Origin of the sequence: Mesorhizobium atlanticum (assembly GCF_003289965.1) — a bacterium.
GTDB classification, from domain to species: domain Bacteria; phylum Pseudomonadota; class Alphaproteobacteria; order Rhizobiales; family Rhizobiaceae; genus Mesorhizobium; species Mesorhizobium atlanticum.
In genome coordinates this window covers 658,355-682,157 of the sequence record NZ_QMBQ01000002.1, presented here as the reverse complement: position 1 = coordinate 682,157, position 23,803 = coordinate 658,355, and the positions used below count along the sequence as shown (strand labels likewise).

Here is a 23,803-nt window from a genome sequence, read left to right as displayed (position 1 = left end):
TCCTTCAGGAGACCCGGCGATGATAAAAACCTTCGTCGTGGACAATGACCGCCTGCGCCTCACCGAGGATCTTGCGGCGGATGGCGACAGGGTCGTCTGGGCCGATCTCTTCAACCCGACCAAGGAGGAAGAGGCACGCATCGAGAGCTGGCTGGGCATAGCGATCCCGACCCGCGAGGAGATGGAAGAGATCGAGATTTCGAGCCGCCTCTACATCGAGGACGGCGGCTACTTCATGACCGCCGTGCTGCCGGCGCAGACCGAGGCCGACGATCCTCTGATGTCGCCGGTGACCTTCGCGCTTGCCGGCAATCGGCTGATCACCATCCGCTACCACGAACCGAAGGCCTTCAAGACCTTCCCGCTGCGCGCCGAAAAGGTGGCGACCGGCTGCACCAGCGGCGACACCATCCTGATCGGCTTGCTGGAAGCGATCGTCGACCGCCTGGCCGACATCCTCGAGCGCGCCGGCCGCGATGTGGAAGCGATCTCGCGCGACATCTTCGAGGCGCGCTCGACCAAGGCCTCAAAACGCAACCGCGATTTCCAGGAATTGCTGAAAGGCATCGGCCGCAAGGAGGATCTCGCTTCTTCCGTTCGCGACAGCCTGATCTCGTTGCAGCGCCTCGCCGGCTTCCTTGCCCATGTCGCGGGGCAGACCAAGATGAGCAAGGATGTGCGCGCCCGCATCAAGACGCTGTCGCGCGACGTGCTCTCGCTGGCCGACCATGCCACCTTCCTGTCGCAGAAGATCTCCTTCCTGCTCGATGCCACGCTCGGCATGATCTCGATCGAGCAGAACGCCATCATCAAGATCTTCTCGGTCGCCGCCGTCATCTTCCTGCCGCCGACGCTGGTCGCCTCGATCTACGGCATGAATTTTGACATCATCCCCGAGCTCAAATGGGAGTTCGGCTACCCCTTCGCCATCGGCCTGATGGTGGTCTCGGCGATCTTGCCCTTCTGGTATTTCCGCCGCCGCGGCTGGCTCTGACAGCGTCGGCCGGCGACGGCTGGCTTACCAGAAATCACTTGACCAAATTGCCTTGGACCTTCATCCGGGAATGCCCGATTTGGGGATCACGCATTCGTCAACCGGATTGCCAGCATGACCGGAAAGACCTGGGCCTATGAGGATTTCGCGGAGGGCGCCTCGCTCGACCTCGGCAGCAAGGACGTAAGTGCGGCCGAGATCATCGAATTCGCCTCGGAGTTCGACCCGCAGCCGATGCATCTCGACGAGGAAGCCGGCAAGGCGAGCATCCTCGGTGGGCTTTCGGCTTCGGGCTGGCACACCTGCGCGATGTTCATGCGCATGCTGTGCGACGCCTTCCTGCTTGATTCGACCTCTCAAGGCTCGCCCGGCATCGAGCATGTGAAATGGAAGAAGCCGGTTCTGGCAGGCGACCGGCTGACCGGCAAGGTCACCATACTTTCCAAGCGCCAGTCCAAATCGCGGCCCCAGCTCGGCTTGATCACCATGCGCAGCGAGCTCCTCAACCAGCGCGGCGAATGCGTCTTCGAGCTTGAGAACACCGGTATGTTCCTCGCGCGTGATGCCGCACAAGGCCAATCATGACACTCGACGAATACTTCCTGATCGGCGAAACCGTCACGCTGGGCTCGCACAAATTCGAGGCCGACGAGATCAAGGCGTTTGCCAGAAAATACGACCCGCAGATATTCCATGTCGATGAAGAGGCGGCAAGGAAGAGCGTGCTCGGCGGGCTTTGCGCTTCCGGCTGGCACACCGCAGCCACCTGGATGAAATACAATCTCGAAAAGCGCATGGAGACCGAGGGCGTGCGCTGGACCGGCCCAGGCCCGCAGCCCGAATTCGGCCCCTCGCCGGGCTTCCGCAACCTCAAATGGCTGAAGCCGGTCTATGCCGGCGAGACGGTGACCTTCACGCGCACCGCGCTTGCCCACCGCCCGCTCGCCGGACGCCCGGGCTGGAACCTGCTCACGCTGCGCTCGGAAGGTTTTGACTCCACCGGCGACAAGGTCATCGAATTCGACAGCGCCGTGCTGGTGAAGGTGGAGTAGTGAGTAGTGAGTAGGGAGTAGTGCTCGACCACACCTTCACTATTCACTATTCACTATTCACTATTCACTACCGACTAATGCCCCTCATACCCGATCAGCGTCCTGACCGGCACCCCGAGCGCCTCCAGCTTCTTGCGGCCGCCGAGGTCCGGCAGGTCGATGACGAAGCAGGCGGCGACGATGTCGGCGCCGATTTGCCTCAGCAGCCTGACCGCTGCTTCCGCAGTGCCGCCGGTGGCGATCAGGTCATCGACCACGATCACCTTCTCGCCGGGCGAGACGCCGTCCTTATGCATCTCCATCTCGTCGAGGCCGTATTCGAGGCTGTAGGCAACCCGCACCGTTTCGTAGGGCAGCTTGCCCTTCTTGCGGATCGGCACGAAGCCGGCAGAAAGCTGGTGCGCCACCGCACCCCCAAGGATGAAGCCGCGTGCCTCGATGCCGGCGATCTTGTCGATCTTCAGCCCGGCATAGGGATGCACCAGCTCGTCGATGGCGCGGCGGAAGGCGCGGGCATCGCCAAGCAGCGTGGTGATGTCGCGAAACAATATGCCGGGCTTGGGGTAATCCGGAATGGTGCGGATGGCCGCAAGCAGCGTGTCTTCGAGGGAGGATTTCATCGAGGCTTTCCGCGTGTCCGGCTGTCGGATTTGGCGGCGTCGGCCATTGCTGCCCGACGCGACCGACAAGGGCTACCGCGATGTCGCGCCAGAGACAAGCACATCCGGCAAAGCATCGGCGCCGACCGGCCTCGGCCGTAACGAAAAGGGCGCCTGCGCAGGCGCCCTTCGAAAAGCGGGCGCTTACCTTGCAACTACATGCCGAGGTCCGAGCGCAGCTCGGAGCGCGCCACTTCGTACTCGGCCTTGAAATCGGGGCGGCTAAGCAGGACCGCGGCAATCACGCTGCCCGAAATCTTGCCCATCTCGATGTCGGACGGATAGTGGATGCCGCCGACCACACGGTTATGGGCATATTCGGCGGCGCGGGCCATGATCTCGGCCCGCTTTTCCGGCACCATGTTGGACAGGATGATGCCCATCATGGTGCCGACCGTGGCATGCCCAGACGGCCAGGAGCCGGAATTCGACAGCTTGACGACCGGCTTGACCAGGTCGCTGAGCTGGTGCGGGCGCGGACGCTTCCAGATGTCCTTGGCCGGGTCGACGACCGCGCCTTCGGTCGCCACCACGCGGTCGAAGAAGGCGCTGAACTTCGGCAGCGTCTCCTTGTTGAATTTCGGTCCCATGACATCAGCGAAGCGCCAGACATCCTCTTTGGCATCGGCGATAGCGCGCTTTTCCATTTCGGGCGTGCGCGTCACCTGCAGGGTCAGCACCTCACCGAGCTCGGCCTTGGTCTCGGCCGAATCGTTGGCCGGCGGCGGCGGCAGGATCATCGTCAGGTCGATGTCCTTATTGGTAACGAAAGGTTGGGCGTCCTCGGCGCGGACGGCCGGGCTGGCGACAAGAAGCAGCAACACGGCTGCGAGCGGCGCGAATCTTTTCATGGCTACGATCCTTTGAGGTAGGGGCAAGCCAGGATCGCCATGCGCAATGACGGCCATGTGACATTGCCGGATCGACGCGGTCCCGGGAAACAAAAAAGGGCGCCACGGGGCGCCCTTTGAAACTTTGCGATTTGACCGCGGCTCAGTGCGCGACGTCTGCCCACACGCGGCGCTTGGTCATATAAACCAGCGCGCCGAAGAGCAGCAGGAAGACCATGACGCGGAAGCCGGTCTTCTTGCGGTCCTCGAGATGCGGCTCGGCGGCAAACATCAGAAACGCCGAGACGTCACGGGCATACTGGTCGACGGTCTGCGGCGAGCCGTCGTCATAGGTCACCTGGCCATCCGAGAGCGGCTTCGGCATCTTCAAGGACACGCCGGACAGGAAGTACGGATTGTAGTGCGTGCCTTCCGGGATCACCATGCCGGCCGGCGGCGTCTGGTCGTAGCCGGTGAGCAGCGAATGGATGTAATCCGGGCCGCCCTGCGCATACTGGGTGAAGATATCGAAGATGAAGCGCGGGAAGCCGCGCTCGACGCCGCGCGCCTTGGCGAGCAGTGACATATCCGGCGGGGCGGCGCCGCCATTGGCGGAAGCCGCGGCCTGCTCGTTCGGGAACGGCGCCGGGAAATGATCCGACGGCTTGCCGGGGCGGTCGAACATGTCGCCGGCGTCGTTCGGGCCGTCATGGATGGTGTATCCAGCGGCCAGCGTCTTGATCTGCGCTTCCGAATAGCCGAGCCCTTCGAGCGTGCGGAACGCCACCAGGTTCATCGAATGGCAGGCCGAGCAGACTTCCTTGTAGACCTTGAGGCCGCGCTGCAGCTGCGCCTTGTCATAGGTACCGAACGGGCCGGCGAAGCTCCAGCTCATTTCCTTCGGTTCGTTGATCGGGAAATGCGTCGGCGCGGCCGGGTTCTGCTCTTCCGCAGCGATGGCCGCGGTGCCCGCGACCACCAGGCCGAGCAGCGCCAGCGAGGTGAGAATCTTTTTCATACCCAAAATCCCCTCAGATTCTCAGCCCTTGGTTTCCGGCGCGGCGGTCGCGCCTGCCGGATGACCGCTGCCGCCCTTGTTCTTTTCCAGCACCGCCTCGGTGATCGAGTTCGGCAGCCTCCGCGGCGTCTCGATCAGGCCGAGCACCGGCATGACGACCAGGAAGAAGGCGAAGTAGAACAACGTCGCCATCTGCGCCATGAACACGTAAGCGCCTTCCGCCGGCTGCGAGCCCAGCCATCCAAGCAGGATGGCGTCCGCCACGAACAGCCAGAAGAACAGCTTGTACCACGGGCGGTAGACCGCCGAGCGCACCTTGGAGGTGTCGAGCCACGGCACCAGGAACAGCATGGCGATGGCGCCGAACATGCACAGCACGCCGCCGAGCTTGGAGTTGATCGGGCCGATGTTGAAGGTGATGGCGCGCAGGATCGCGTAGAACGGCAGGAAGTACCATTCCGGAACGATATGGGCCGGCGTCTTCAGCGGGTTGGCGACCGTGTAGTTGTCCGGGTGGCCGAGATAGTTCGGCAGATAGAAGACGAAATAGGCGAAGAAGAACAGGAACACGATCATGCCGAACGCGTCCTTGATGGTGGCGTAGGGCGTGAAGGCGACGGTGTCGGTCTTCGACTTGACCTCGATGCCGGTCGGGTTCGACTGGCCCACGACATGCAGCGCCCAGATATGCAGCACCACGACGCCGGCGATCATGAACGGCAAGAGGTAATGCAGCGCGAAGAAGCGGTTCAGCGTCGGATCGTCGACCGCGAAGCCGCCGAGCAGCAGCTGCTGGATCCAGTTGCCGACCAGCGGAATGGCGCTGAAGAAACCGGTGATGACGGTGGCGCCCCAGAAGCTCATCTGACCCCAGGGCAGCACATAGCCCATGAAGCCGGTGGCCATCATCAGGAGGTAGATGATGCAGCCGAGGATCCACAACAGCTCGCGCGGCGCCTTGTAGGAGCCGTAGAACAGGCCGCGGAAGATGTGGATGTAGACGGCGACGAAGAAGAACGAGGCGCCGTTGGAATGGAGATAGCGCAGGAGCCATCCCGAATTCACGTCGCGCATGATCTTCTCGACCGAATCGAAGGCGAGATTGGTGTCGGACGTGTAGTGCATCGCCAGCACGATGCCGGTCAGGATCTGCGAGGCGAGCATGATCGACAGGATGCCGCCGAACGTCCACATGTAGTTGAGGTTGCGCGGCACCGGATAGGCGACGAAGCTGTCATAGATCAGCCTCGGCAGCGGCATGCGCGCGTCGAACCAGCGCTCGATACCGGTCTTGGGCGTATAGGTCGAGTGTCCCTCGCTCATCGAAATGTCCCCTGCCTCAACCGATAAGGATCTTGGTATCGGAAATGAACTTGAATACCGGGATCGCCATGTTCTCCGGCGCCGGACCTTTGCGGATGCGGCCGGCGGTGTCGTATTGCGAACCGTGGCACGGGCAGAACCAGCCGCCGAAATCGCCTTCCTGGCCGAGCGGGATGCAGCCGAGATGGGTGCAGACCTGCACCATCACCATCCAGGCCTCCTTGCCGGGCGTGGTGCGGTTGGCGTCGGTCGCCGGCGCATCGGCCGGCAGGTTGGCGTTGCGCGCGATCGGGTCCTTGAGATCGGCGAGATTGACGGCTTCGCCGTCCTTCATTTCCTTTTCGGTGCGGTTGCGCACCACCACCGGCTTGCCGCGCCACTTGACGATCAGCGAAGAACCCGGCTGCAGCGAGGAGACGTCGACCTCGACCGAAGCGAGAGCCAGCGTCGAGGCGTCGGGGCGCATCTGGTCGATGAACGGCCACGCGACGGCTCCGGCGCCGACAACGGCGGCCATGCCGGTGGCTACATAGAGAAAATCGCGACGGTTGGGATCGTGGATGTCGGTTGCGCTCACGGGTGCCTGATCCTTTCGCCTCTTCCTAACCGGAGGCCGAGCCTTGTCCCCGCTCAATCGCACCTGCCCGACAGCGCATGGCGAACAGGCTAGCGAATTCCTCCGGCATTTGGATTTTCGGTTTATGCGTGCGGCCCGTTTTTGTCCAGACGGGTGAAGGCACAAGGGCAGATTGTCGCGGGGATGCGCAGCAGTGGCCGCCGGCTTGCCCTCGCAGGGCCGGCTGGGAACGTGAACCAACGGAAAATCAAAGGCGAATCGGGCCGGTGCTCGCCTCGACATGCCCTCCTGGCCCGGTCTATTGTCCGGCCATGGCGCATGTCATCGAACGCGACAGCTGGGCCGAAGCCCCCGACCGCTGGAAAGGCGAGCTGCAATGCGGCCAGTTCGGCGCCAATTCCTGCCTGATCTTCAACTATCAGGAAAAGATCGGCGCCGGCCCGCGCCTGCACAAGCACCCCTATGCGGAGATTTTCGTGATCCGTTCCGGCACCGGCCTGTTCACGATCGGCGACCGGGAAATCAAGGCTTCCGCCGGCCAGATCCTGATCGTGCCGCCCGGCACACCGCACAAATTCACCAATCTCGGCCCCGGTCCGCTCGAAAGCACCGACATCCACGAGAACGGCCACTTCATCACGGAATGGCTCGAATGACTGGTTCTAGCTGGCGCCGAGCCTGACCAGCACGGCCCTGGGTATATCGTACTCGCGGATCACCGCATCGTGCTTGCGCAGACCGCAAAGCTCGCGCTGGATGAAATAGGCGTGGACGGCCGCGGCCGCTTCCTTGAGCAGCCGGTTGCGATGGTCGCCTTCGCCACCCTCGCGCAATCTGGCAAGGGTTTCCTCCACGCGTTGGCCGGCGCGGCCAAGCGCTGCGGCTTTCTCGGCGAGGATTTCGTGGCCGAGCAGGTCGAGCGCGCTTTCCTGCGCGCCTGAGCGTCCGAAATTGGTGGGCATGCGTACCGACATGGGGCCGTTCTACTCCGCCGGCCGCGTCTCTTCCAGCGCGCTTTCCTCGTTGAACAGGAAGCCGCCGGACTGCCGTTTCCACAGCCGCGCATAGAGCCCGTCGAGCGCCACCAGCTCGTCATGCGTGCCCTGTTCGACGATGCGGCCGCCGTCGAGCACCACCAGCCGGTCTAGCGCTGCGATGGTGGAGAGCCGGTGCGCGATGGCGATCACCGTCTTGTTCTCCATCAGCCGGGTCAGATTTTCCTGGATCGCCGCCTCGATGTCCGAATCGAGCGCCGAGGTCGCCTCGTCGAGAATCAGGATCGGCGCATCCTTGAGGAACACGCGGGCGATGGCGACGCGCTGCCGCTGGCCGCCGGAGAGTTTCACGCCGCGCTCGCCGACATAGGCCTCGTAGCCGGCGCGGCCTCTGGTGTCGCGCAGTCCCAGGATGAAGTCATGCGCCTCGGCCTTTCTCGCCGCAGCGATCACCTGCGCGTCGGTCGCGTCCGGCATCCCGAGCTTGATGTTGTCGCGTAGCGAGCGGTGGAACAGCGCCGTGTCCTGGCTGACGACGCCGATATTGCCGCGCAGCGAGTTCTGCGTCACATGCGCGATATCCTGGCCGTCGACCAGGATCTGGCCGCCTTCGAGGTCGTAGAGGCGCAGGATCAGATTGGCCAAGGTCGTCTTGCCGGCGCCGGACGGACCGACGAGCCCGACCTTCTCGCCCGGACGCACGACGAGGTCGATGCCGTCGAGCACGCCTGCCCCTTTGCCGTAGTGGAAGATGACCTTGCTGACGTCGATGCGGCCGCCGGTCACGACCAGTTCCTTGGCGTCCGGTGCGTCGGTCAGGCCGAGCGGCTGCGAGATCAGCGCCTTGGAATTCTCCAGCACGCCGAGATTCCTCAAAATGCCGTTGAGCTGCATCATCAGCCGCCCAAGCAGCATGTTGAGCCTCAGCACCAGCGACAGGGTGAAAGCAACGGCGCCGACGGTGATCGAGCCTTCGACCCAGAGATAGATGGCGAAGGCGGCAATCGCGGTGATCATGACGCCGGAGAGCATGGTCAGCGCCATGCGCACGCCGGTCAGGCGGCGCGTGAACGGCCGCAGCGCGTCGAGATAGATGTCGAAGCCGCTGCGGATGTAGCGATCGTCGCCATCGGCCGAAAACAGTTTCAGCGTCTGCACGTTGGAATAGGAATCGACGATGCGGCCGGTGATCATCGAGCCGGCCTCGGCGGTCGCCTCGGCATGCTTGCGGATTGCCGGCAGGTAGAGCTTCGCCAGCCAGCCGAACGCGGCGATCCACACCACCACCATGACCGCCAGCCTGAGATCCAGCCCGGCGACCAGCGCCAGCGTCGTGACCGTGTAGACGATCATGAACCAGACCACCTCGATGAAGCTCTCCATCAGGTCGCCCGTCGCCTGCCCCGCCTGCCAGACTTTTGTGGCGATGCGGCCGGCGAAATCGTTCTGGAAGAAGGCATAGGACTGGCGCGAGACATGCCGGTGCGCCTGCCAGCGCACCAGATTGTAGAAGCCCGGCGTGATGGTCTGCTCATCGACCAGCGCCGACAGGCCGACGACGGCGGTGCGGATGACGAGCACCACCGCGCCCATGAACAACAGCTCGGGTCCGGCCGCGGTCCAGAGCGCATGCCAGCTGCGCTCGCCGGGCAACTGGTCGAGGATGTCGACCAGCCTGCCGACGAAATAGAACAGACCGGCCTCGACCAGCGGCGCGATGCCGCCGATGATCAGCATGGCGAAGAAGGCGAGCTTCGCCTGTCCGACATAGTGCCAAAGGAACCCGCCGACGCTGGCGGGCGGCCGCAGATTCGCGGGCTCGCGGAACGGGTAGACCCAATGCTCGAACCAGCGATAGATGGCCTGCATCATTCGGCGGCTTCACCTTTGGCAATCGCATCGTTGGCGGCGTCGGCCGGTGCGTCATCGAGCAGGAAGCCGCCGGACTGACGCTGCCAGAGCTGGGCATAAAGCCCGCCCCTCGCGACGAGCTCCTCATGCGAGCCTTCCTCGATGATGCGGCCCTTGTCCATGACGACGAGCCTGTCCATCGCCGCGATGGTCGACAGACGGTGCGCGATGGCGATGACGGTCTTGCCCTGCATCAGCCTGTAGAGGTTCTCCTGGATGGCCGCCTCGGCTTCCGAATCGAGCGCCGAGGTCGCCTCGTCGAGGATCAGGATAGGTGCGTCCTTCAGCATGACGCGAGCGATCGCGATGCGCTGCCGCTGGCCGCCGGACAGTTTGACGCCGCGGTCGCCGACATGGGCGTCGAAGCCCTTGCGGCCATTGTGGTCCGAAAGCCTGCCGATGAAATCGAGCGCCTCGGCCCGCCGGGCCGCCTCGATGAGCATCTCCTCGGTCGCGTCCGGCCGGCCGTAAAGGATGTTCTCCTTCACCGAGCGGTGCAGCAGCGAGGTGTCCTGCGTCACCATGCCGATCTGCGCGCGCAGCGAATCCTGCGTCACCGCCGCGATCTCCTGGCCGTCGACGAGGATCCTGCCGCTTTCGAGGTCGTAGAAGCGCAGCAGCAGATTGACCAGCGTCGACTTGCCGGCGCCGGAACGGCCGACGATGCCGACCTTCTCGCCGGGCTTCACGGTGAGCGACAGGTTCTCGATGACGCCCTTCTGCTTGCCGTAATGGAAGCGGACGTCGTCGAAGCGGATTTCGCCCTGGCTGACCGTGATGTCCTTGGCGCCCGGCTTGTCCTCGACCAGGCGCGGCAGTGAGATCGAGGCGATGCCGTCCTGCACCGTGCCGATATTCTCGAACAGGCCCGACATTTCCCACATGATCCACTGCGACATGCCCCACATCCGGAGCACCAGGCCGATGACCACGGCGACGGCGCCTATCGTGACCGCCTGGCCGAGCCACAGCCACAGCGAGATCGCCGTCACGGAGAACAGAAGCAGCGAGTTCAGGATGTAGAGCAGGCCATAGAGCACCGTCACCACCCGCATCGAGCGGTAGACTGTGTCGAGGAAGCTCGCCATGCCTTCCCTGGCAAAGGTCGCCTCGCGGCGCGCATGCGAAAACAGCTTCACCGTCTGGATATTGGTGTAGCTGTCGACGACGCGGCCGGTCATGGTCGAGCGCGCATTGGCCTGCTCCTCGCCGACCTTGCCCAACCTCGGGATGAAAAAGCGCAAGAGCCCGATATAGCCGACCAGCCAGACGGCAAGCGGCGCCGCCAGCCGCCAGTCGGCCGAGCCGACGATGAACAGCATGCCGATGAAATAGACGATGACGTAGTTCAAGACGTCGATCAGCTTGATGACGCATTCGCGCACGGCGAGCGCCGTCTGCATCAGCTTGGTGGCGATGCGGCCGGCGAACTCATCCTGGTAGAAGGCCATCGACTGTTTCAGCAGATAGCGATGCACCTGCCAGCGGATGCGCATGGGATAGTTGCCCATCAGCGTCTGCTGGTTGAGCAGCGAATGCAGCCAGACCGTGCCCGGCAGCGCGAACAGCACGACGAAAGCCATGCCGGCAAGCTTCCAGCTCTCCGTCTGCAGGAAGGTTTCGCGGTTCTGCGCCGACAGCCAGTCGACGATGCGGCCGAGGAAGCCGAACATCCAGACTTCCGTGAAGGCGATCGCCGTCACCAGCACTGCATCGAGGATGATGTAGGGCCAGGCGCCGCGCGTATAATGCACGCAAAACGCGACCAGCGTCTTCGGCGGCTCGACCGGCTCCGCGGCGGGAAACGGATCGAGCCTCTGTTCAAACCAGCGGAACATTCCAGGCACTCACGATTCTATGCGCGCTCACGCGGCGCGGGATTGATGGGCAAGGCTTTTCGACCGCGCGCCGCGACGGGCCGGCGATACGGAATCATCCGCATCGCCGGCCTTGCTGCTCGCAATATAGGGTTTCGCCGGCTTTTCGCCGACAGGCTCGCTCGACGATCCTGACGGCGCCGTGCTTCCCGACGAAAAGCCGGAGTCTGCCCGGTTCCTGTCGCCCGGCCGGAACAGACGGATGATCCGACGCACCAGCGTGGGCCGGCTGTGGTCGGGCACCGCTCGCGAGAAATCGACATCCGGCAGCATGCCGCGATGCGGCCTGCGCCGTTCCTCGGCATGCACCGCCGACGAATAGGTCTCGCCGATCAGCAGCGCCCAGGTTGCCACCTTGCGCTCATGCAGGCTTCTTGACCCTGGTATCTTGTAGGGATCGAACATTGGTCCGTCCTCCATATGCAAATGCGTTAAAAAGGGTGATGCGGCCTCGACCACTGGCATGCGACCGAAGGCTCGGATCGAATCGGCCGGAACGGGACAGCAAGCGTCGACTGGGACGCGGCAAGCGTCGGCCTCGACACGTTCGGGTTGGGCGTGGCGCCCCTTTGTCAGTTTGAAAAACATCGCAAGATTCCTTCGGAGGCCGAAAACTGGGTTCGGCGGGAATCGGTGCGATGAGGACTTAAAGTGTCAGAAGAATCGTCGTACCGAAACCGCCATTGGGCATACGAGGGCCCAGGAGAGGCGCTGGATGTGCATGGTCATCATGTATTCCCCTCCATTCGGTTCGGGTTGACGATGGTGGGCATATACTCGACTTCGCAGAAAATGGCCACCCGCCAGCCTAGAAATCGCCGAAAGCCGGAGATGCCTGTGGCCGATCTGCCACTTATTAGCAGAATGCGAAAATGAACGATCGTCTCCGCATCGCGCTCTACCAGCCGGATATCGCCGGCAACACCGGCACAATCCTGCGCTTCGCCGCCTGCCTCGACATCGGCGTCGATATCATCGAGCCGGCCGGATTCCCGCTCTCCGACCGGGCGCTGAAACGGGCCGGCATGGACTATCTCGAAATGGCGGCGCTTTCCCGCCATGCCGACTGGCACGCCTTCGAGGAATGGCGAAAAGCGCATGCGCGCCGCTTGGTGCTGCTCACCACCAAGGCCACGATCGCCTATACCGGCTTTGCTTTCGCCGCTGGCGACATTCTTCTGTTCGGCCGCGAATCCGCCGGCGTCACGGAAGAAGTCCATCAAGCGGCGGATGCCCGACTGACCATTCCGATGCGGGCTGGCGCGCGCAGCATCAATGTCGCGCTGTCGGTCGCCATGGTCGCGGGCGAAGCGCTCCGCCAGCTCGGCTAGGACGCGCCGGGTTTCCTCGCTATCCCGAACGGCTGTCCCTTCCGCCGTCATTTTCACCCAGGCGCACATCGCCTTCTCCTGCGTTTGCCATATCGTCCTCCCTTCGCTACAAGCTCAACTAAACTTGAGGTCAAGCGGGAATTCGAAAATGGCTCCAGTGCGGGAATTGACGGTCGGCCAGGTCGCCATGCGCAGCGGCGTCGCGGTATCGGCGCTGCATTTCTACGAGGCGCGTGGGCTGATCCGCAGCCACCGCACGTCCGGCAACCAGCGGCGCTACAGCCGCGACGTGCTGCGGCGCGTGGCGATCATCCGCGTCGCCCAGGAGGTCGGCATCTCGCTTGCCGACATCGCCCGGGCGTTCCAGTCCCTGCCCGAAGAACGCACGCCGACGCGCGAGGACTGGCACCTGCTGTCGACGGCCTGGCGCGACGAGCTTGACCACAAGATCGCCCAGATGAAGAAATTGCGCGATGGCCTGACCGATTGCATCGGCTGCGGCTGCATGTCGATCGACAAATGCCCGCTGAGGAACAAGGAAGACCGGCTGGCGAAGGAGGGAACAGGCGCGCGCAGGCTGGTTCTGCCGCATCCGGCCGAATGACCCACAGGCTCAGCGGGAAAAGCCGCGAACCAGCGCGACCAGGGCAGCCTGGCTATGCGCCTCGGTCTTTTCGAAGGCGCTTTTGAGATTGTGGCGCACCGTGCCGGGCTTGATCCTGAACCGGCCAGCGATGACGTCGACGCTCATGCCCTCTGCCAGCCGGCAGACGATCTCGCATTCGCGGCGGGTCAGGCCAAAGGTTTCGATCAGCGCGGTCTGATCGATCGCCGGGCGCACCTCGGGCTCCCTGATGAAGATGACAACACGCGGCGCGCGTAATCCCGGCGCCGCGAGACCGAGGCGCCAGACCGGCATGATGTCGAGCAACAGTGGCAGCCGCTGTCCGAGGCGCGGCAGACGCAGCCGCTGTTCCTGGTGCGTCGGGGAGGCCACTGCCGTGGCGATGGCCTTGCGCAATTGGTCTGTCAATGAAGGCGTCGCGGCCTGCAATCCGCTCGCAGCCTGCGTAAGCCCATCGCCCCGGGCGAGGATTTCCATGGCGCGCGCGTTGACGATCAGGGGGCGGCTTGCGGCATCGAGCACGATCGCGGCCTCGCTCAAGCGTTCGATGACGGTCGCCAGTCCCACCGCCTGGTCGTTGTCGATCCGCAGCCGCTGATACAGCGTTTGAGCGCGCCGCACATGCGGGAAAAGTCCTTCAAGCACCCGGGTCTCATGCTGCAGGAATCCGCCTCTGCCCCGTGTTCGGCATATCCACATCCCGAACGGCAAGTCCTCGCCGCGATTGGCGATGGCCGTGCCATAGAACGTGCCCATCGGCCGAATGATTTCATTATAGAAGCTGGACCGTTCGAATTCGGCATCTGTCAGGACCCTGCCCTGCACGACCGCGCGCCCCGATGGCAAAGTGGCAAGATAAGGATTTAGCAGCGGCGCGAGAAAACCCACGGCTTCCGGTGACAGGCAACGATTGAGATCGGCATCGCTCATTCCCGTTTGCGCGACGAATGGCGCCTCCGGCACCGGCTTGCTGGTCCCGCTCATTCCCGTTTGAGCGATGACCGGCATCTGCGAGACAGGCCTGTTGGTCATGACGACATGGCCGTGATCGGCACGTAGCAGGCCGGTCAGGCTGGTGAGCGCAACTGTCCACAAGCCGGGCTCGAGCGCCGCCTGGTAGATCATGTCGATCAGGGCAAGTGCTTCGCCGTCCACGTCCTGCGCCCACGGTTCACGTCCCGGTTGCACCTTTGCATAAAATGACGCGGAGACAAGGGAGGCAGGGTCCCGTTCTGGCGTCTTCTCAAGGTCTATGGCCAATGGGTGTGGTGCTTCCGCCACACCGCCCCTTAGTTGCGAGACCCTGCCCATATGGGCAATGCGGACAGCGCCTGTTTGTCGGATCAGTTTCGCGAAAGGCGCTTCGGAGTTGCGCCGGGCGAAGGCGGCGGGGTGGTTTGTGAGGAAGACATCGAAACCGGTTCTTGAAGCGCTTGTTCGGCAGGCTGCCGGCTGCGCCGTTTCGGCGGGCAAATTGCCATGCCTTGTGCTCGCGGTGGCCGTCTTCGGCATGTCGCCGGCCTTGGCGGAATGCTATTCCACCGCGACCGGACTTGCGGGAGACTGCACCGCGGTGGTGCCAACCGGTCCTTTTGCCACCGCTTTTGGGAATACCGCAAGCGCCAACGGCTTCCGTGCGACCGCAACCGGCGCATTCAGCACTGCGGATGGCGCCGCCGCTACCGCGACCGGGGAGCTCAGCCAAGCCACCGGTGACCATGCCACCGCGACAGGCGCAGACAGCCATGCGACAGGCACGGACGCGACAGCAACGGGTGACAGCAGCAACGCGATCGGCGTCAACGCGACCGCGACCGGGCAAGACAGCCAGGCCATCGGCGCGCAGGCGACGGCGACAGGCCAGGGCAGCATCGTCAACGGCGACAACGCCACGGCGACAGGGCAGAACGCCAACGCGATCGGCATCAATGCGACCGCGACCGGGCAAGGCAGCCAGGCCCTCGACGCGCAGGCGACGGCGACAGGCCAGAACAGCTACGCCCACGGCAACAACGCCACCGCGACAGGCCAGAACAGCAGCGCCAATGGCGTCGACGCCACCGCAACGGGCCAGAACAGCCAGGCCGTCGGCGCGCAGGCCACCGCAACCGGCCAAAGCAGCGTGGCCACCGGCGAGAACGCAACGGCCACCGGCCAGAGCGCCAACGCCTATGGCGCCAACGCAACGGCGACGGGCGAGTTCAGCACGGCCGACGGCGCCAACGCCACAGCCAACGGTCAACACAGCAATGCCACGGGCGCCAATGCCACCGCCATGGGCCAGAACAGCATGGCTGCGGGTTCGGCAAGCGCCTTTGGCCAGGGCAGCCGGGCACTGGGCGATCAGGCTACCGCCATCGGCAATTCGAGCCAGGCGATCGCGCCGGGCGCCACGGCGCTTGGCGACAGCGCCACCGCGGCCTATGCCGGCTCCGCCGCCATCGGTGCCGGCGCAACCACCACGGCGGCCAACCAGATGTCGTTCGGCACCGCGTCGAATACCTACCGCATGTCCGGCATCGACAGCGCCGCCAGCAAGGCCGCGCAAGCGGGAACGACGCATTTCGTCACCTCCGATGCCGGCGGCAACCTGGCGACGTCCGCTTTCGGCCCGGACGACATCACCAGCCTCGACGGCCGTGTCGGTGCTCTGGAGGGCAGCATCGGCAATCTGGGCGGCGAGATCGGCGAGACGCGCGACGAGGCGCGTGGCGGCACCGCCCTGGCGCTGGCGGCGGCCGGGTTGCGCTATGACGACCGGCCGGAGAAGCTCTCGATTGCCGGGGGTGTCGGCTATTTCAAGGGAATGACCGGCCTGTCGTTCGGCGTCGGTTACGCGACCAGCACCGACTTTCGCGTGAACGCCGCCATATCCGGCGTTCCGCAGCGTGGCGATGTGGGCTTCAGCGCTGGCGTTTCATGGACCCTGAACTGATTTGGGTCCGGCCAAGCCGGGCCACGCTGCGAGCGACCATTCCTTGCAAGCTCCTCGCAGCGCTGCTGGCGCTGACGGCGACACTGGCGGGTCCGCCGGCGGGCATGGCGGTCGCGCAGACGCAGGGAACCGACAAAACCCAGGCGCCAAAGCCTGCGCCGATCGATCGCAATGGCGTGCTCATCCTCATCCGGTCCGCGCTGCTTGCCCTCGACCAGGCCAACAAGACCGGCAATTACACGGTGCTGCGCGATCTCGGCGCGCCCGGTTTCCAGGTCAATACAGCGGCGCGGCTGGCGGAGATTTTCGCCAAACAGCGCGAGCAGAATCTCGACCTGTCAGGTGTCGCGGTCATCGACCCGCAGCTCAGCCTGCTGCCGCAGATCGAGCCCAATGGCATGATGCATATGGCAGGGTCATTTCCCTCGATCCCCTCGCCCGTCAATTTCGAGCTTGTCTTTACATCCGTGAGCGGACAATGGCGGCTGTTCGGCATCAGCGTCTCGATTGGTCAGACGTCCACGCCGTCGCCAGTCGCCCAGGCGACAAGTCCGCTGCCCCCGGAGGACGGCAAGTCGTCGCGTGTCGGCAAGCAGAAACATCGCCCCCTGGCTACGCCCAAGCAGCCATAAAGGCATCGCGGCGCCTCAATCGGCGGCCGGCAGCCGCCGCATGGTGAATTCGATCACATCGCCCGGACGTTCGAACCAGCTTTCGATCTCGGTCCAATAAGCCTGCTTGGGGAAGCGCTCGAACCATTCCTTGGCCTTGAGGCGCGCCGCCGGGCGTGGCAGCACAAAGGTCTCGCGCAGAAAACCGTCGCGCGGCAGGTTTGCGCGCTCGGCGCGAGAGCGCTCCAGCCTCTTCTTCAAGCCATCCAGCGGCGGTCTTGCCGGGGTGCGCACGAAGGAACTCCTTTGCACCTTGGTCAGACAGGACTTGACCCTTGTCTTTAAGAGATTAGGGATCGCGCGCAGAAAAAACTAGTGGTCCGATTCCAACACTCGCCTGCATATCCGCAAGCGCCGTTGCGAGTGTTGGAATCATAAGGACCACTAGCAAACTCATGTTTCTAGTGGAGTTTTCGAATTTGACATTTGCATCGTGCCCTGCGCCACGCGGTGTGCAAATGTCAAATTCACTCCACTAGGTCATTTGTCAGGCAAGTGCGCCTATAGCGGAGACTGAATTGGAAAGACCTGACCTTCCGGTGGGGCTGCCGGCCGACATCGAACAGAAGAAGATGAAGGCCCGCCTCTGGTTCGAAGCGCTGCGCGAGCGTATTTGCGCCACCTTCGAGCAGATCGAGCAGGAACTCACCGGCCCGCAAGCGGCATGGTCGCCCGGCCATTTCGAAAAGACTCCCTGGGAGCGCGACGAAGGCCGCGGTGGCGGCGGCACCATGTCGATGATGCGCGGCCGCGTCTTCGAAAAGGTCGGCGTGCACACTTCGACCGTCCATGGTGAATTCTCGCCCGAATTCAGGAAACAGATTCCCGGCGCCGAGGAAGACCCGCGCTTCTGGGCGAGCGGCATCTCGCTGATTGCACATCCCTGGAACCCCAACGTGCCGGCCGTGCACATGAACACGCGCATGGTCGTCACCACGCGCCAGTGGTTCGGCGGCGGCGCCGATCTGACGCCGGTGCTCGACCGCCGCCGCACCCAGGACGATCCCGACACGATCGCCTTCCACCGCGCCATGCAGTTCGCCTGCGAGAAGAACGTCGCCGTCGCCGACTATCCGAAATTCAAGGCCTGGTGCGACGAGTATTTCTTCCTGCCCCACCGCAACGAACCGCGCGGCATCGGCGGTATCTTCTTCGACTGGCTGCATTCGGACGAGGACAAGGGCGGCTGGAACGCCGATCTCAATTTCGTCCAGGATGTCGGGCGCTCCTTCCTGGTCGTCTATGCCCATCTGGTTCGGGGCAACTTCAACCAGAACTGGACCGACGGCGAGCGCGACGAACAGCTGATCCGGCGCGGCCGCTACGTCGAATTCAACTTGCTTCACGATCGCGGCACCATCTTCGGCCTGAAGACCGGCGGCAATGTCGACTCGATCCTGTCCAGCCTGCCGCCCGAGGTAAAATGGCCGTAACGATCCGGTGAACGCGGCCGTGGCCGCATTGCTGTCCCATTCGCCGAATCTTGGCAGGGAATGTGGCGAGCACGATATCTTTTTCGTCTAATATCCTTTTGAAAAAATTGGGTTATTTAAGGTCGCCGGGTCGGGAAGCGCCGGCGGCAGAGGTGGCGATCATCGCGTCCCACGACCGCGACTCGACGCGACTTGACGGCCCTGATCAAAGAGGGTGCCTGATCCAACGGGCGCCCGCATTCCAGGAGAGCATGCCATGCGCAAGCTTATCGTGACGGCGGCAGCGGCCGCCTTTCTCGCCTCCGGTGGCGCCGCGTTCGCGGCGGTCAAGCACACCACCGGAACCGTGAAGAGCTTTGATGGAACGGCCATGAGCCTGGTTCTCGACGATGGGTCGACCTTCACCCTGTCCAAGGCCTTCAAGGATCCCGGCATTCAGGCCGGCGAGAAGGTTCGCGTGTCCTGGGACATGAGCGGCAAGAAAAAAATCGCCGAAGCCGTCAAGGTCATGAAGTAACGGCTGGAGCAATTCCAGGAAAACCGCGCGGCGAGGCGTAGCAGGCTCAGGCGGCGCGAAGGGCGGAGCACCAGTGCTTCGCCCTTCGTTTCATGCTTTTACCACGCCGACCGCGCTCGGCCACTTCTTCGTGCAACCGAAAGCGACGGCGTGTGTTATTGATATCCATCCGGGCAATCCCGCGAAAACGCGCATCGGCTTTCGGCGGGATTGCATGAAGACAAATGGCTGGAGCGCTCTGGCTGAGCAGCCCCATCGCGAGGAAAGGAAAACCCCCATGAAGGAATTTCAATGCGGATCGCTGGTCCCCGGCTGTGAATGGCACACGCGCGCCGAGGAAGAAGCGGAGGTCATGCGCCGTGCCGTCGAGCATATGCGTGAAACGCATGGCGAGACCATCATCCGCGAGACGATGATCGAGGCGATCCGCTCGCGCATCCAGAAGGTCCGCGACGCCGCCTAAGCGGCTACATCGCCGAATTCGGACCACGCAAGCCGACAGGCAACAGCCAAACGTTGGTTCCGGCATGCCCTCTCCGCGGGCGGTCGTTTGGATCGCCGGCGGAGGCATTTTTCCGCATAATTCAAGCAAATTCTTATATTCGTAGCAGCTTGGATAACTTCCCGGTAACGGTCCGCGTGCGACTCTGCCGCATATGATCCGGCCAGAGGCGGCTGCCCGAGGAGCCCTTCGCCATCAAGGCGCCGGCCGGAGTGGTGGGGCGAGGTGCTTCGCGCATGCGCGAGCGGTCCAACATCGGAGCAGGTCTCTGCGCGGCGGCGCTCCTTCTGTGCGCTCCTTCCTTTGCGTCCACGGCACTGGCCCAGGAATGGACGACCTCGCTCGTCGATATCCATCAGGGCTCTCCGCTCAGCGACAAGGCCAGGGGCCTCGGCAATGGCGGCTATGAATTGCAGAGCGGAAGCTGGGTCTCCTTCAGCCGTTGGTATCACGCGAGCTGGGTCGACATGCATGTCGACTTCCTCACTCAGATCACGCCCGATACGGGCCTTCTCTGGGGGTTCGGCACCGGCGAGCAAGCCGAGAAATACAGCATCGGGCCTAGCCTGAAGCTTGGCTTTCTCACCCAGATCCATCCCAACCCGAACAGCACGCTATCGCTTTCGGTCACCTCGACCATCGGCGGCGGCCTCACTGAAAAGCCTTGCGAAGCCGACTATGGGGACCTCGGCACCTACAGCGTCAATTGCCGGCTCGCGGCGGGCATGACGGCGCCGGAGGAAACCTTGAAATACCTGGTCAGCGCCAAGCCGGAGACCATGCATCTCTGGTTGAATTATCGTCTCACTTTCTGATCGCGGGAGCCGCAAATGAACACCATCTCGTGCCTGAATTCACGCCCGTCCCGGTCCCCGTTGAACTGGGGAATGACGTTGGGCGTTGCAGCCGCCCTTGCCATGCTTTCGGCGCCGATTGCTTCGGCGCAGGAGGCTCTCAGCCCGGACGAGATGGCCGCCCTCTGTCATGGCGGCTCCTCCATCTGCGTGAGCGCCACGATCCCGGTCGCGCGCACGACGCAGGCCGTGCAGAGCTGGATGAGCCCCGACGTCGGCGCCGCATGGGCCACCGGTTACAAGGGCCAGGGCGTCACCATCACCATGGTCGACGACTTCAGCAGCACGTCGCGCTTCTCCGGCAATTTCGGCATCGGCGTGCAGACGCAGCGGCACGGCGAATGGACTCGCGAGGAAGCGAGCATGATCGCCCCATCGGCGACCATCCGCTCCAAGGATTTCTCGACGGGTTCGGCCGTCTCGCTGGCACGCGGTCTCAACGTGCTGAACCTCAGCTACGGCATGTACACCACCGCGGGCTACAGTGTGAATCAGATCTGGTGGGCCCCGGAAGAGGCCTCGATCATCAACTATGCGACCAGGGGAACGGCCGTCGTCTCCAAGGCGGCCGGCAACGACGCCGTCGCCGTCGGCGCGGCCATCAACGGCCAGCAGGACTATCTCGACCTCGCCTTGATCGGCAAATCGACGGCGATCTTCGTCGGCGCGCTATCGACGAACGGCACGACGGCCAACAAGGCTCAGCTTGCCTGGTATTCCGACTACGCGGGCACCAATACGCAGGTGCAGAGCCACTTCCTGGTGGTCGGCGTCGAAGGCGACAAGACCGGTCTTTACGGAACGTCGTTCGCCGCGCCGATCATCTCGGGCTACGCCGCGATCATCGGTAGCAAGTTCACGAAAGCGACGCCGGTTCAGATCACCAATGACCTGCTCAACACGGCCCGCACCGACACGCTGGCCAATTACGACCCGTCCATCTACGGCAAGGGCGAGGCAAGTCTCTCGCGGGCGCTGGCTCCCGTGGCGATCCATTGACAGGCGGCGTCCGCTCCCGCTGGAACTAAATTTCCAGAGCCTGCGCGGCGCGTTCCATCAGCGCGTCGCGTTCCAGCATGAAGCCCGACCCGACCCATTCCCTTTCGAGATTCTTCAGCGTCGCGCCGAGCTTCGGCCCCGGTGACGCGCCAAGGCCCGTCAGGTCGGCGCCTTTGATCGGAAACACCGGCTTTGCCCACTTCAGCGTGAAGTTGAGCAGGCGCGAAAGGCCGCCCGCCTCCATCATCGCCTGATTGTCCTCGACGGCACGCGTCCGCGCGGCGGCAAGCGCCAGCCGAATACGATCGAGGTAGCCGTCGCGGTCGCCGTAATAGAGTTTCTTGGCCAGTTCGGTCTCGGTCATCTTCGCGTCCGGAGCGATGGTCAGCGCCCAATGCCGCAGGCGAGAGGCCTCGTCATTCGAAAGCCGCAGCCGTTCGCCAAGCGTCTTCATGCGCGCGGCATCGGGCGGGACGATTGCCTCGAGCCGCAGCATCGGATCGGCGGCCCAGCCGAGATCCTTTCCGGTCCTGGCCAGGCCGTGGATGGCATCGATGCCCCATTTCTCGCTTTCCGGAAGAACGGCGGTCAGCACGCCGGCCTGGCGCATCCAGAGCAGGGCGCGCGAAGGGTCCGGAGCCGACAGCAGCTTCTTCAGCTCGGACCAGACGCGTTCGGCCGAAAGCTGGGCAAGCCCCTCCTTCAGCCTGGCGCAGGCCTTCAAGCCTTCGGCATCGGGCCGGCCGTCGCCATACCAGGCGAAGAAGCGGAAAAAGCGCAGGATGCGCAGATAATCCTCGCGGATGCGTGCCTCCGCGTCGCCGATGAAACGCAGCCGCCGCGCCTCGATATCGGCAATGCCGCCGACAAGATCGACGACCGAGCCGTCGGCCTCGGCATAGAGCGCGTTCATGGTGAAGTCGCGCCGTTCGGCGTCAAGCTTCCAGTCGCGCCCGAAAGTCACTTTCGCCCGGCGGCCGTCGGTCTCGATATCAGCGCGCAGCGTGGTGACTTCATAGGGCTTGCCGCCCGCAATGACGGTGATGGTACCGTGTTCGATGCCGGTCGGCGCCGTCTTGAAGCCGGCCGCCTCGGCGCGGCGGATGGTCTCTTCGGGCAGTGTCGTCGCGGCGATGTCGATGTCGGCCACGGGCTGGTCGAGCAGCGTGTTGCGCACCGCGCCGCCGGCGACACGCGCTTCCTCGCCGCCCTGCTTCAGCGCGGCCAGCAATTGCTGCAGGGCCTTGTCGCCAAGCCAACCGGCCCGGCCCGAAAGGGACACCTCGACGCTCACGCATAAAGCCTTTCATACAGCGTGCGGATGATGCCGGCGGTGACGCCCCAGATTCGCTGGTCGCCATAGGGCATATCGTAAAAGAACCATTCGAGATCGTTCCACCTGCGGCTGTCGCGCGTGTGGTTGGCCGGGTCCATCAGGAAACTCAAGGGAACCTCGAAGGCCGCGTCGACTTCGTCGGCGTTGAGCGTCAGCGAAAAGCCGGGACGCACGACGGCGAGCACCGGCACGATGCGGTAACCGCTGCCCGACACATAATCCGGCATGCGGCCGATGATCTCGATATGGTCGCGGTCGAGGCCGATCTCCTCGAAGGTCTCCCGCAGCGCGGTTGCCTCGGGGCCGGGGTCGGTGGGATCGATCGTGCCGCCCGGAAACGCCACCTGGCCGGAATGGCTGCGCAGCTTCTCGGCGCGCTTGGTGAGCAGCACCATGGCGCCCTCGGCGCGGTCGACGACCGGGATGAGCACGGCCGCGTCCCGCAGCGGCTTGACGTGCTGGAGCCTGGGGTGATCGGGATTGAAGCGATGATCGCCGAAATCCTCACCAGGGGTGATCGCGGCCTGCGCGGCGGCCCGCGCCCGGAAATCCGCAATCGAAAACGGCGCCCGCGTCACCTGGTCCATCACGCGCTCAGCCGTTTCAGTTTGTCGGCCGGCATGATCGGATAGACCTCGCCGCCTGAGCGGACGGCAAACATCGCCTTGCCGTCGATGTCGATCTCCTCGCCATGCTCGACCAGCTCATACATCACCGCCCGCGCCACCAGCGCCTCCAGCCGTCCGCGCACCAGCACATAGGGTTTCAGCCCGCCGGTTTCGTTCTCGTCGACGAAGCGCAGCGGATGGCCGGGCCCGGCGGTCACCACATCGCCGACATTGGTGCGGAAAGTGATGACTTGTTCGTCGCCGCTCCCGGACGCATTCATTTCGACGGCGATGAAGGGCGCGTCGACGACGCGGATTCCGACCCGCTCGACCGGCGTCACGAGATAGGTCTTTCCGTCCAAATCCTTGCGCAGCACGCTGGAAAAGAGCTGCACCAGCGGCATGCGGCCAATCGGCGTGCCGAGATAGAACCAGGTGCCGTCCGCCTTGATCTCCATGTCGAGGTCGCCGCAGAAATCCGGGTTCCAGCGCTCGACCGGCGCCGGCCCCTTGCCCGCGCGGGCGGCACGCGAAATCAGCGCCTCAAGTCCGAGCGCCTCGGTAGCGCTAGTCAAGCTCTGTGCGCTCGGGCTTTGTTGACGATGTTCGCTGCGTTCGGCCATGGTCACGAAATAGTCACTGTTGTCCCGATTGTCAGCCTTGTCCGCCCAAGTCTGTGATTTAAGTTCGAATGCAGGCGCCAGGCGAAGCCGAATCGCGGCATCCTGCGACATTGAGAATGCAGGCCGGCATTTC

General features: G+C 63.9%; 27 protein-coding genes. 13 read left to right on the top strand and 14 right to left on the bottom strand.

All coding sequences use genetic code 11. The features are described from left to right. Nucleotides 1-19 precede the first annotated feature (19 nt). The 3 genes from corA (at nt 20) to DPM35_RS08260 (ending at nt 2,046) form a co-directional block, all read left to right on the top strand. Complete coding sequence (corA, locus tag DPM35_RS08270; protein WP_095817288.1) at nt 20-994, top strand: magnesium/cobalt transporter CorA; 975 nt, start codon at nt 20-22, stop codon at nt 992-994. 114 nt (nt 995-1,108) lie between these two features. Beyond that, entirely contained in the window at nt 1,109-1,579 is a 471-nt protein-coding gene (locus DPM35_RS08265; RefSeq protein WP_112126780.1) for a MaoC family dehydratase, read from the top strand. Further along, the gene (locus tag DPM35_RS08260; protein ID WP_112126779.1) at nt 1,576-2,046 is read left to right on the top strand and encodes a MaoC family dehydratase; all 471 of its coding nucleotides are present in this window, start codon (nt 1,576-1,578) and stop codon (nt 2,044-2,046) included. The genes DPM35_RS08265 and DPM35_RS08260 overlap by 4 nt, the downstream gene beginning before the upstream one ends. A 74-nt stretch (nt 2,047-2,120) precedes the next feature. On the opposite strand, the gene DPM35_RS08255 is transcribed toward DPM35_RS08260, so the two are convergent. From DPM35_RS08255 to petA, 5 genes are all read right to left on the bottom strand, one after another. Then, nucleotides 2,121-2,666: an adenine phosphoribosyltransferase gene (locus DPM35_RS08255; protein ID WP_112127111.1), complete on the bottom strand. Its 546-nt coding sequence runs from the start codon at nt 2,664-2,666 to the stop codon at nt 2,121-2,123. Between the two features lie 194 nt (nt 2,667-2,860). Beyond that, a complete protein-coding gene (locus tag DPM35_RS08250) occupies nt 2,861-3,556 on the bottom strand; it encodes an acid phosphatase (protein WP_112126778.1) in 696 nt (231 codons plus the stop codon). 142 nt (nt 3,557-3,698) lie between these two features. Further along, nucleotides 3,699-4,553 (bottom strand): cytochrome c1, encoded by an 855-nt coding sequence (locus DPM35_RS08245; RefSeq protein ID WP_112126777.1) that lies wholly within the window; start codon nt 4,551-4,553, stop codon nt 3,699-3,701. Nucleotides 4,554-4,574: 21 nt separating this feature from the next. Continuing rightward, nucleotides 4,575-5,876 carry a cytochrome b gene (locus tag DPM35_RS08240; RefSeq protein WP_112126776.1) on the bottom strand — a complete coding sequence of 434 codons (1,302 nt, stop codon included), beginning with the start codon at nt 5,874-5,876 and terminating at the stop codon, nt 4,575-4,577. 16 nt (nt 5,877-5,892) lie between these two features. Further along, nucleotides 5,893-6,453, bottom strand: coding sequence for a ubiquinol-cytochrome c reductase iron-sulfur subunit (gene petA / locus DPM35_RS08235; RefSeq protein WP_112126775.1), 561 nt, complete (start codon nt 6,451-6,453; stop codon nt 5,893-5,895). Nucleotides 6,454-6,764: 311 nt separating this feature from the next. Between petA and DPM35_RS08230 the strand changes: the two genes are divergently transcribed. Continuing rightward, entirely contained in the window at nt 6,765-7,109 is a 345-nt protein-coding gene (locus tag DPM35_RS08230; RefSeq protein WP_112126774.1) for a cupin domain-containing protein, read from the top strand. Between the two features lie 6 nt (nt 7,110-7,115). Here DPM35_RS08230 and DPM35_RS08225 read toward each other — a convergent pair whose 3' ends face one another. From DPM35_RS08225 to DPM35_RS08210, 4 genes are read right to left on the bottom strand one after another with little or no spacing between them, the layout of a single operon-like run. Next, nucleotides 7,116-7,427 carry a DUF6665 family protein gene (locus DPM35_RS08225; RefSeq protein ID WP_112126773.1) on the bottom strand — a complete coding sequence of 104 codons (312 nt, stop codon included), beginning with the start codon at nt 7,425-7,427 and terminating at the stop codon, nt 7,116-7,118. Between the two features lie 9 nt (nt 7,428-7,436). Beyond that, the gene (locus tag DPM35_RS08220) at nt 7,437-9,320 is read right to left on the bottom strand and encodes an ABC transporter ATP-binding protein (protein ID WP_112126772.1); all 1,884 of its coding nucleotides are present in this window, start codon (nt 9,318-9,320) and stop codon (nt 7,437-7,439) included. Beyond that, nucleotides 9,317-11,197 carry an ABC transporter ATP-binding protein gene (locus DPM35_RS08215; RefSeq protein ID WP_112126771.1) on the bottom strand — a complete coding sequence of 627 codons (1,881 nt, stop codon included), beginning with the start codon at nt 11,195-11,197 and terminating at the stop codon, nt 9,317-9,319. The genes DPM35_RS08220 and DPM35_RS08215 overlap by 4 nt, the downstream gene beginning before the upstream one ends. 27 nt (nt 11,198-11,224) lie before the next feature. Next, on the bottom strand, nt 11,225-11,641 hold the full coding sequence (locus DPM35_RS08210) for a hypothetical protein (protein WP_112126770.1): 417 nt from the start codon (nt 11,639-11,641) through the stop codon (nt 11,225-11,227). Nucleotides 11,642-12,108: 467 nt separating this feature from the next. Here DPM35_RS08210 and DPM35_RS08205 point away from each other — a divergent pair, with 467 nt between their 5' ends. Continuing rightward, entirely contained in the window at nt 12,109-12,567 is a 459-nt protein-coding gene (locus DPM35_RS08205) for a tRNA (cytidine(34)-2'-O)-methyltransferase (RefSeq protein ID WP_112126769.1), read from the top strand. Between the two features lie 148 nt (nt 12,568-12,715). After that, nucleotides 12,716-13,171, top strand: a complete 456-nt coding sequence (gene soxR / locus DPM35_RS08200; protein ID WP_112126768.1) for a redox-sensitive transcriptional activator SoxR — start codon at nt 12,716-12,718, stop codon at nt 13,169-13,171. 9 nt (nt 13,172-13,180) lie between these two features. On the opposite strand, the gene DPM35_RS08195 is transcribed toward soxR, so the two are convergent. After that, a complete protein-coding gene (locus DPM35_RS08195; protein ID WP_112127110.1) occupies nt 13,181-14,704 on the bottom strand; it encodes a helix-turn-helix transcriptional regulator in 1,524 nt (507 codons plus the stop codon). Between DPM35_RS08195 and DPM35_RS08190 the strand changes: the two genes are divergently transcribed. After that, nucleotides 14,703-16,127, top strand: coding sequence for a YadA-like family protein (locus DPM35_RS08190; RefSeq protein ID WP_181591964.1), 1,425 nt, complete (start codon nt 14,703-14,705; stop codon nt 16,125-16,127). The two genes, DPM35_RS08195 and DPM35_RS08190, sit on opposite strands and share 2 nt — an antisense overlap. Further along, complete coding sequence (locus DPM35_RS08185; RefSeq protein ID WP_425373344.1) at nt 16,112-16,759, top strand: hypothetical protein; 648 nt, start codon at nt 16,112-16,114, stop codon at nt 16,757-16,759. Before DPM35_RS08190 ends, DPM35_RS08185 begins: the two co-directional genes overlap by 16 nt. A gap of 15 nt (nt 16,760-16,774) precedes the next feature. Here DPM35_RS08185 and DPM35_RS08180 read toward each other — a convergent pair whose 3' ends face one another. Next, entirely contained in the window at nt 16,775-17,032 is a 258-nt protein-coding gene (locus DPM35_RS08180) for a hypothetical protein (protein ID WP_042639873.1), read from the bottom strand. 284 nt (nt 17,033-17,316) lie between these two features. Here DPM35_RS08180 and hemF point away from each other — a divergent pair, with 284 nt between their 5' ends. The 5 genes from hemF to DPM35_RS08155 all read left to right on the top strand — a co-directional run bounded on the left by hemF (nt 17,317) and on the right by DPM35_RS08155 (nt 21,103). Further along, a complete protein-coding gene (gene hemF / locus DPM35_RS08175) occupies nt 17,317-18,231 on the top strand; it encodes an oxygen-dependent coproporphyrinogen oxidase (protein ID WP_112126766.1) in 915 nt (304 codons plus the stop codon). 256 nt (nt 18,232-18,487) lie between these two features. Beyond that, entirely contained in the window at nt 18,488-18,748 is a 261-nt protein-coding gene (locus DPM35_RS08170) for a DUF1344 domain-containing protein (RefSeq protein WP_112126765.1), read from the top strand. Between the two features lie 277 nt (nt 18,749-19,025). After that, complete coding sequence (locus DPM35_RS08165; RefSeq protein WP_112126764.1) at nt 19,026-19,211, top strand: DUF1059 domain-containing protein; 186 nt, start codon at nt 19,026-19,028, stop codon at nt 19,209-19,211. 275 nt (nt 19,212-19,486) lie between these two features. Continuing rightward, entirely contained in the window at nt 19,487-20,065 is a 579-nt protein-coding gene (locus DPM35_RS08160; RefSeq protein ID WP_112126763.1) for a hypothetical protein, read from the top strand. 78 nt (nt 20,066-20,143) lie between these two features. Next, nucleotides 20,144-21,103 (top strand): S8 family serine peptidase, encoded by a 960-nt coding sequence (locus DPM35_RS08155; protein WP_245431473.1) that lies wholly within the window; start codon nt 20,144-20,146, stop codon nt 21,101-21,103. A 25-nt stretch (nt 21,104-21,128) separates the two neighbouring features. Here the strand turns inward: DPM35_RS08155 and DPM35_RS08150 are convergent, their stop codons facing one another. From DPM35_RS08150 to DPM35_RS08140, 3 genes are read right to left on the bottom strand one after another with little or no spacing between them, the layout of a single operon-like run. Continuing rightward, nucleotides 21,129-22,397 carry a CCA tRNA nucleotidyltransferase gene (locus tag DPM35_RS08150; protein ID WP_112126761.1) on the bottom strand — a complete coding sequence of 423 codons (1,269 nt, stop codon included), beginning with the start codon at nt 22,395-22,397 and terminating at the stop codon, nt 21,129-21,131. Then, nucleotides 22,394-23,026, bottom strand: coding sequence for a CoA pyrophosphatase (locus DPM35_RS08145; RefSeq protein WP_112126760.1), 633 nt, complete (start codon nt 23,024-23,026; stop codon nt 22,394-22,396). Before DPM35_RS08145 ends, DPM35_RS08150 begins: the two co-directional genes overlap by 4 nt. Further along, a complete protein-coding gene (locus DPM35_RS08140) occupies nt 23,026-23,670 on the bottom strand; it encodes a DUF1285 domain-containing protein (RefSeq protein WP_112127109.1) in 645 nt (214 codons plus the stop codon). Before DPM35_RS08140 ends, DPM35_RS08145 begins: the two co-directional genes overlap by 1 nt. Nucleotides 23,671-23,803 lie beyond the last annotated feature (133 nt).

Coding starts and splice junctions, on each gene's coding strand:
- corA (WP_095817288.1), top strand. CDS start 20: ATGATAAAAACCTTCGTCGTGGACAATGACCGCCTGCGCCTCACCGAG.
- DPM35_RS08265 (WP_112126780.1), top strand. CDS start 1,109: ATGACCGGAAAGACCTGGGCCTATGAGGATTTCGCGGAGGGCGCCTCG.
- DPM35_RS08260 (WP_112126779.1), top strand. CDS start 1,576: ATGACACTCGACGAATACTTCCTGATCGGCGAAACCGTCACGCTGGGC.
- DPM35_RS08255 (WP_112127111.1), bottom strand. CDS start 2,666: ATGAAATCCTCCCTCGAAGACACGCTGCTTGCGGCCATCCGCACCATT.
- DPM35_RS08250 (WP_112126778.1), bottom strand. CDS start 3,556: ATGAAAAGATTCGCGCCGCTCGCAGCCGTGTTGCTGCTTCTTGTCGCC.
- DPM35_RS08245 (WP_112126777.1), bottom strand. CDS start 4,553: ATGAAAAAGATTCTCACCTCGCTGGCGCTGCTCGGCCTGGTGGTCGCG.
- DPM35_RS08240 (WP_112126776.1), bottom strand. CDS start 5,876: ATGAGCGAGGGACACTCGACCTATACGCCCAAGACCGGTATCGAGCGC.
- DPM35_RS08230 (WP_112126774.1), top strand. CDS start 6,765: ATGGCGCATGTCATCGAACGCGACAGCTGGGCCGAAGCCCCCGACCGC.
- DPM35_RS08225 (WP_112126773.1), bottom strand. CDS start 7,427: ATGTCGGTACGCATGCCCACCAATTTCGGACGCTCAGGCGCGCAGGAA.
- DPM35_RS08220 (WP_112126772.1), bottom strand. CDS start 9,320: ATGATGCAGGCCATCTATCGCTGGTTCGAGCATTGGGTCTACCCGTTC.
- DPM35_RS08215 (WP_112126771.1), bottom strand. CDS start 11,197: ATGTTCCGCTGGTTTGAACAGAGGCTCGATCCGTTTCCCGCCGCGGAG.
- DPM35_RS08210 (WP_112126770.1), bottom strand. CDS start 11,641: ATGTTCGATCCCTACAAGATACCAGGGTCAAGAAGCCTGCATGAGCGC.
- DPM35_RS08205 (WP_112126769.1), top strand. CDS start 12,109: ATGAACGATCGTCTCCGCATCGCGCTCTACCAGCCGGATATCGCCGGC.
- soxR (WP_112126768.1), top strand. CDS start 12,716: ATGGCTCCAGTGCGGGAATTGACGGTCGGCCAGGTCGCCATGCGCAGC.
- DPM35_RS08190 (WP_181591964.1), top strand. CDS start 14,703: ATGTCGCCGGCCTTGGCGGAATGCTATTCCACCGCGACCGGACTTGCG.
- DPM35_RS08195 (WP_112127110.1), bottom strand. CDS start 14,704: ATGCCGAAGACGGCCACCGCGAGCACAAGGCATGGCAATTTGCCCGCC.
- DPM35_RS08185 (WP_425373344.1), top strand. CDS start 16,112: ATGGACCCTGAACTGATTTGGGTCCGGCCAAGCCGGGCCACGCTGCGA.
- DPM35_RS08170 (WP_112126765.1), top strand. CDS start 18,488: ATGCGCAAGCTTATCGTGACGGCGGCAGCGGCCGCCTTTCTCGCCTCC.
- DPM35_RS08165 (WP_112126764.1), top strand. CDS start 19,026: ATGAAGGAATTTCAATGCGGATCGCTGGTCCCCGGCTGTGAATGGCAC.
- DPM35_RS08160 (WP_112126763.1), top strand. CDS start 19,487: ATGCGCGAGCGGTCCAACATCGGAGCAGGTCTCTGCGCGGCGGCGCTC.
- DPM35_RS08145 (WP_112126760.1), bottom strand. CDS start 23,026: ATGGACCAGGTGACGCGGGCGCCGTTTTCGATTGCGGATTTCCGGGCG.
- DPM35_RS08140 (WP_112127109.1), bottom strand. CDS start 23,670: ATGGCCGAACGCAGCGAACATCGTCAACAAAGCCCGAGCGCACAGAGC.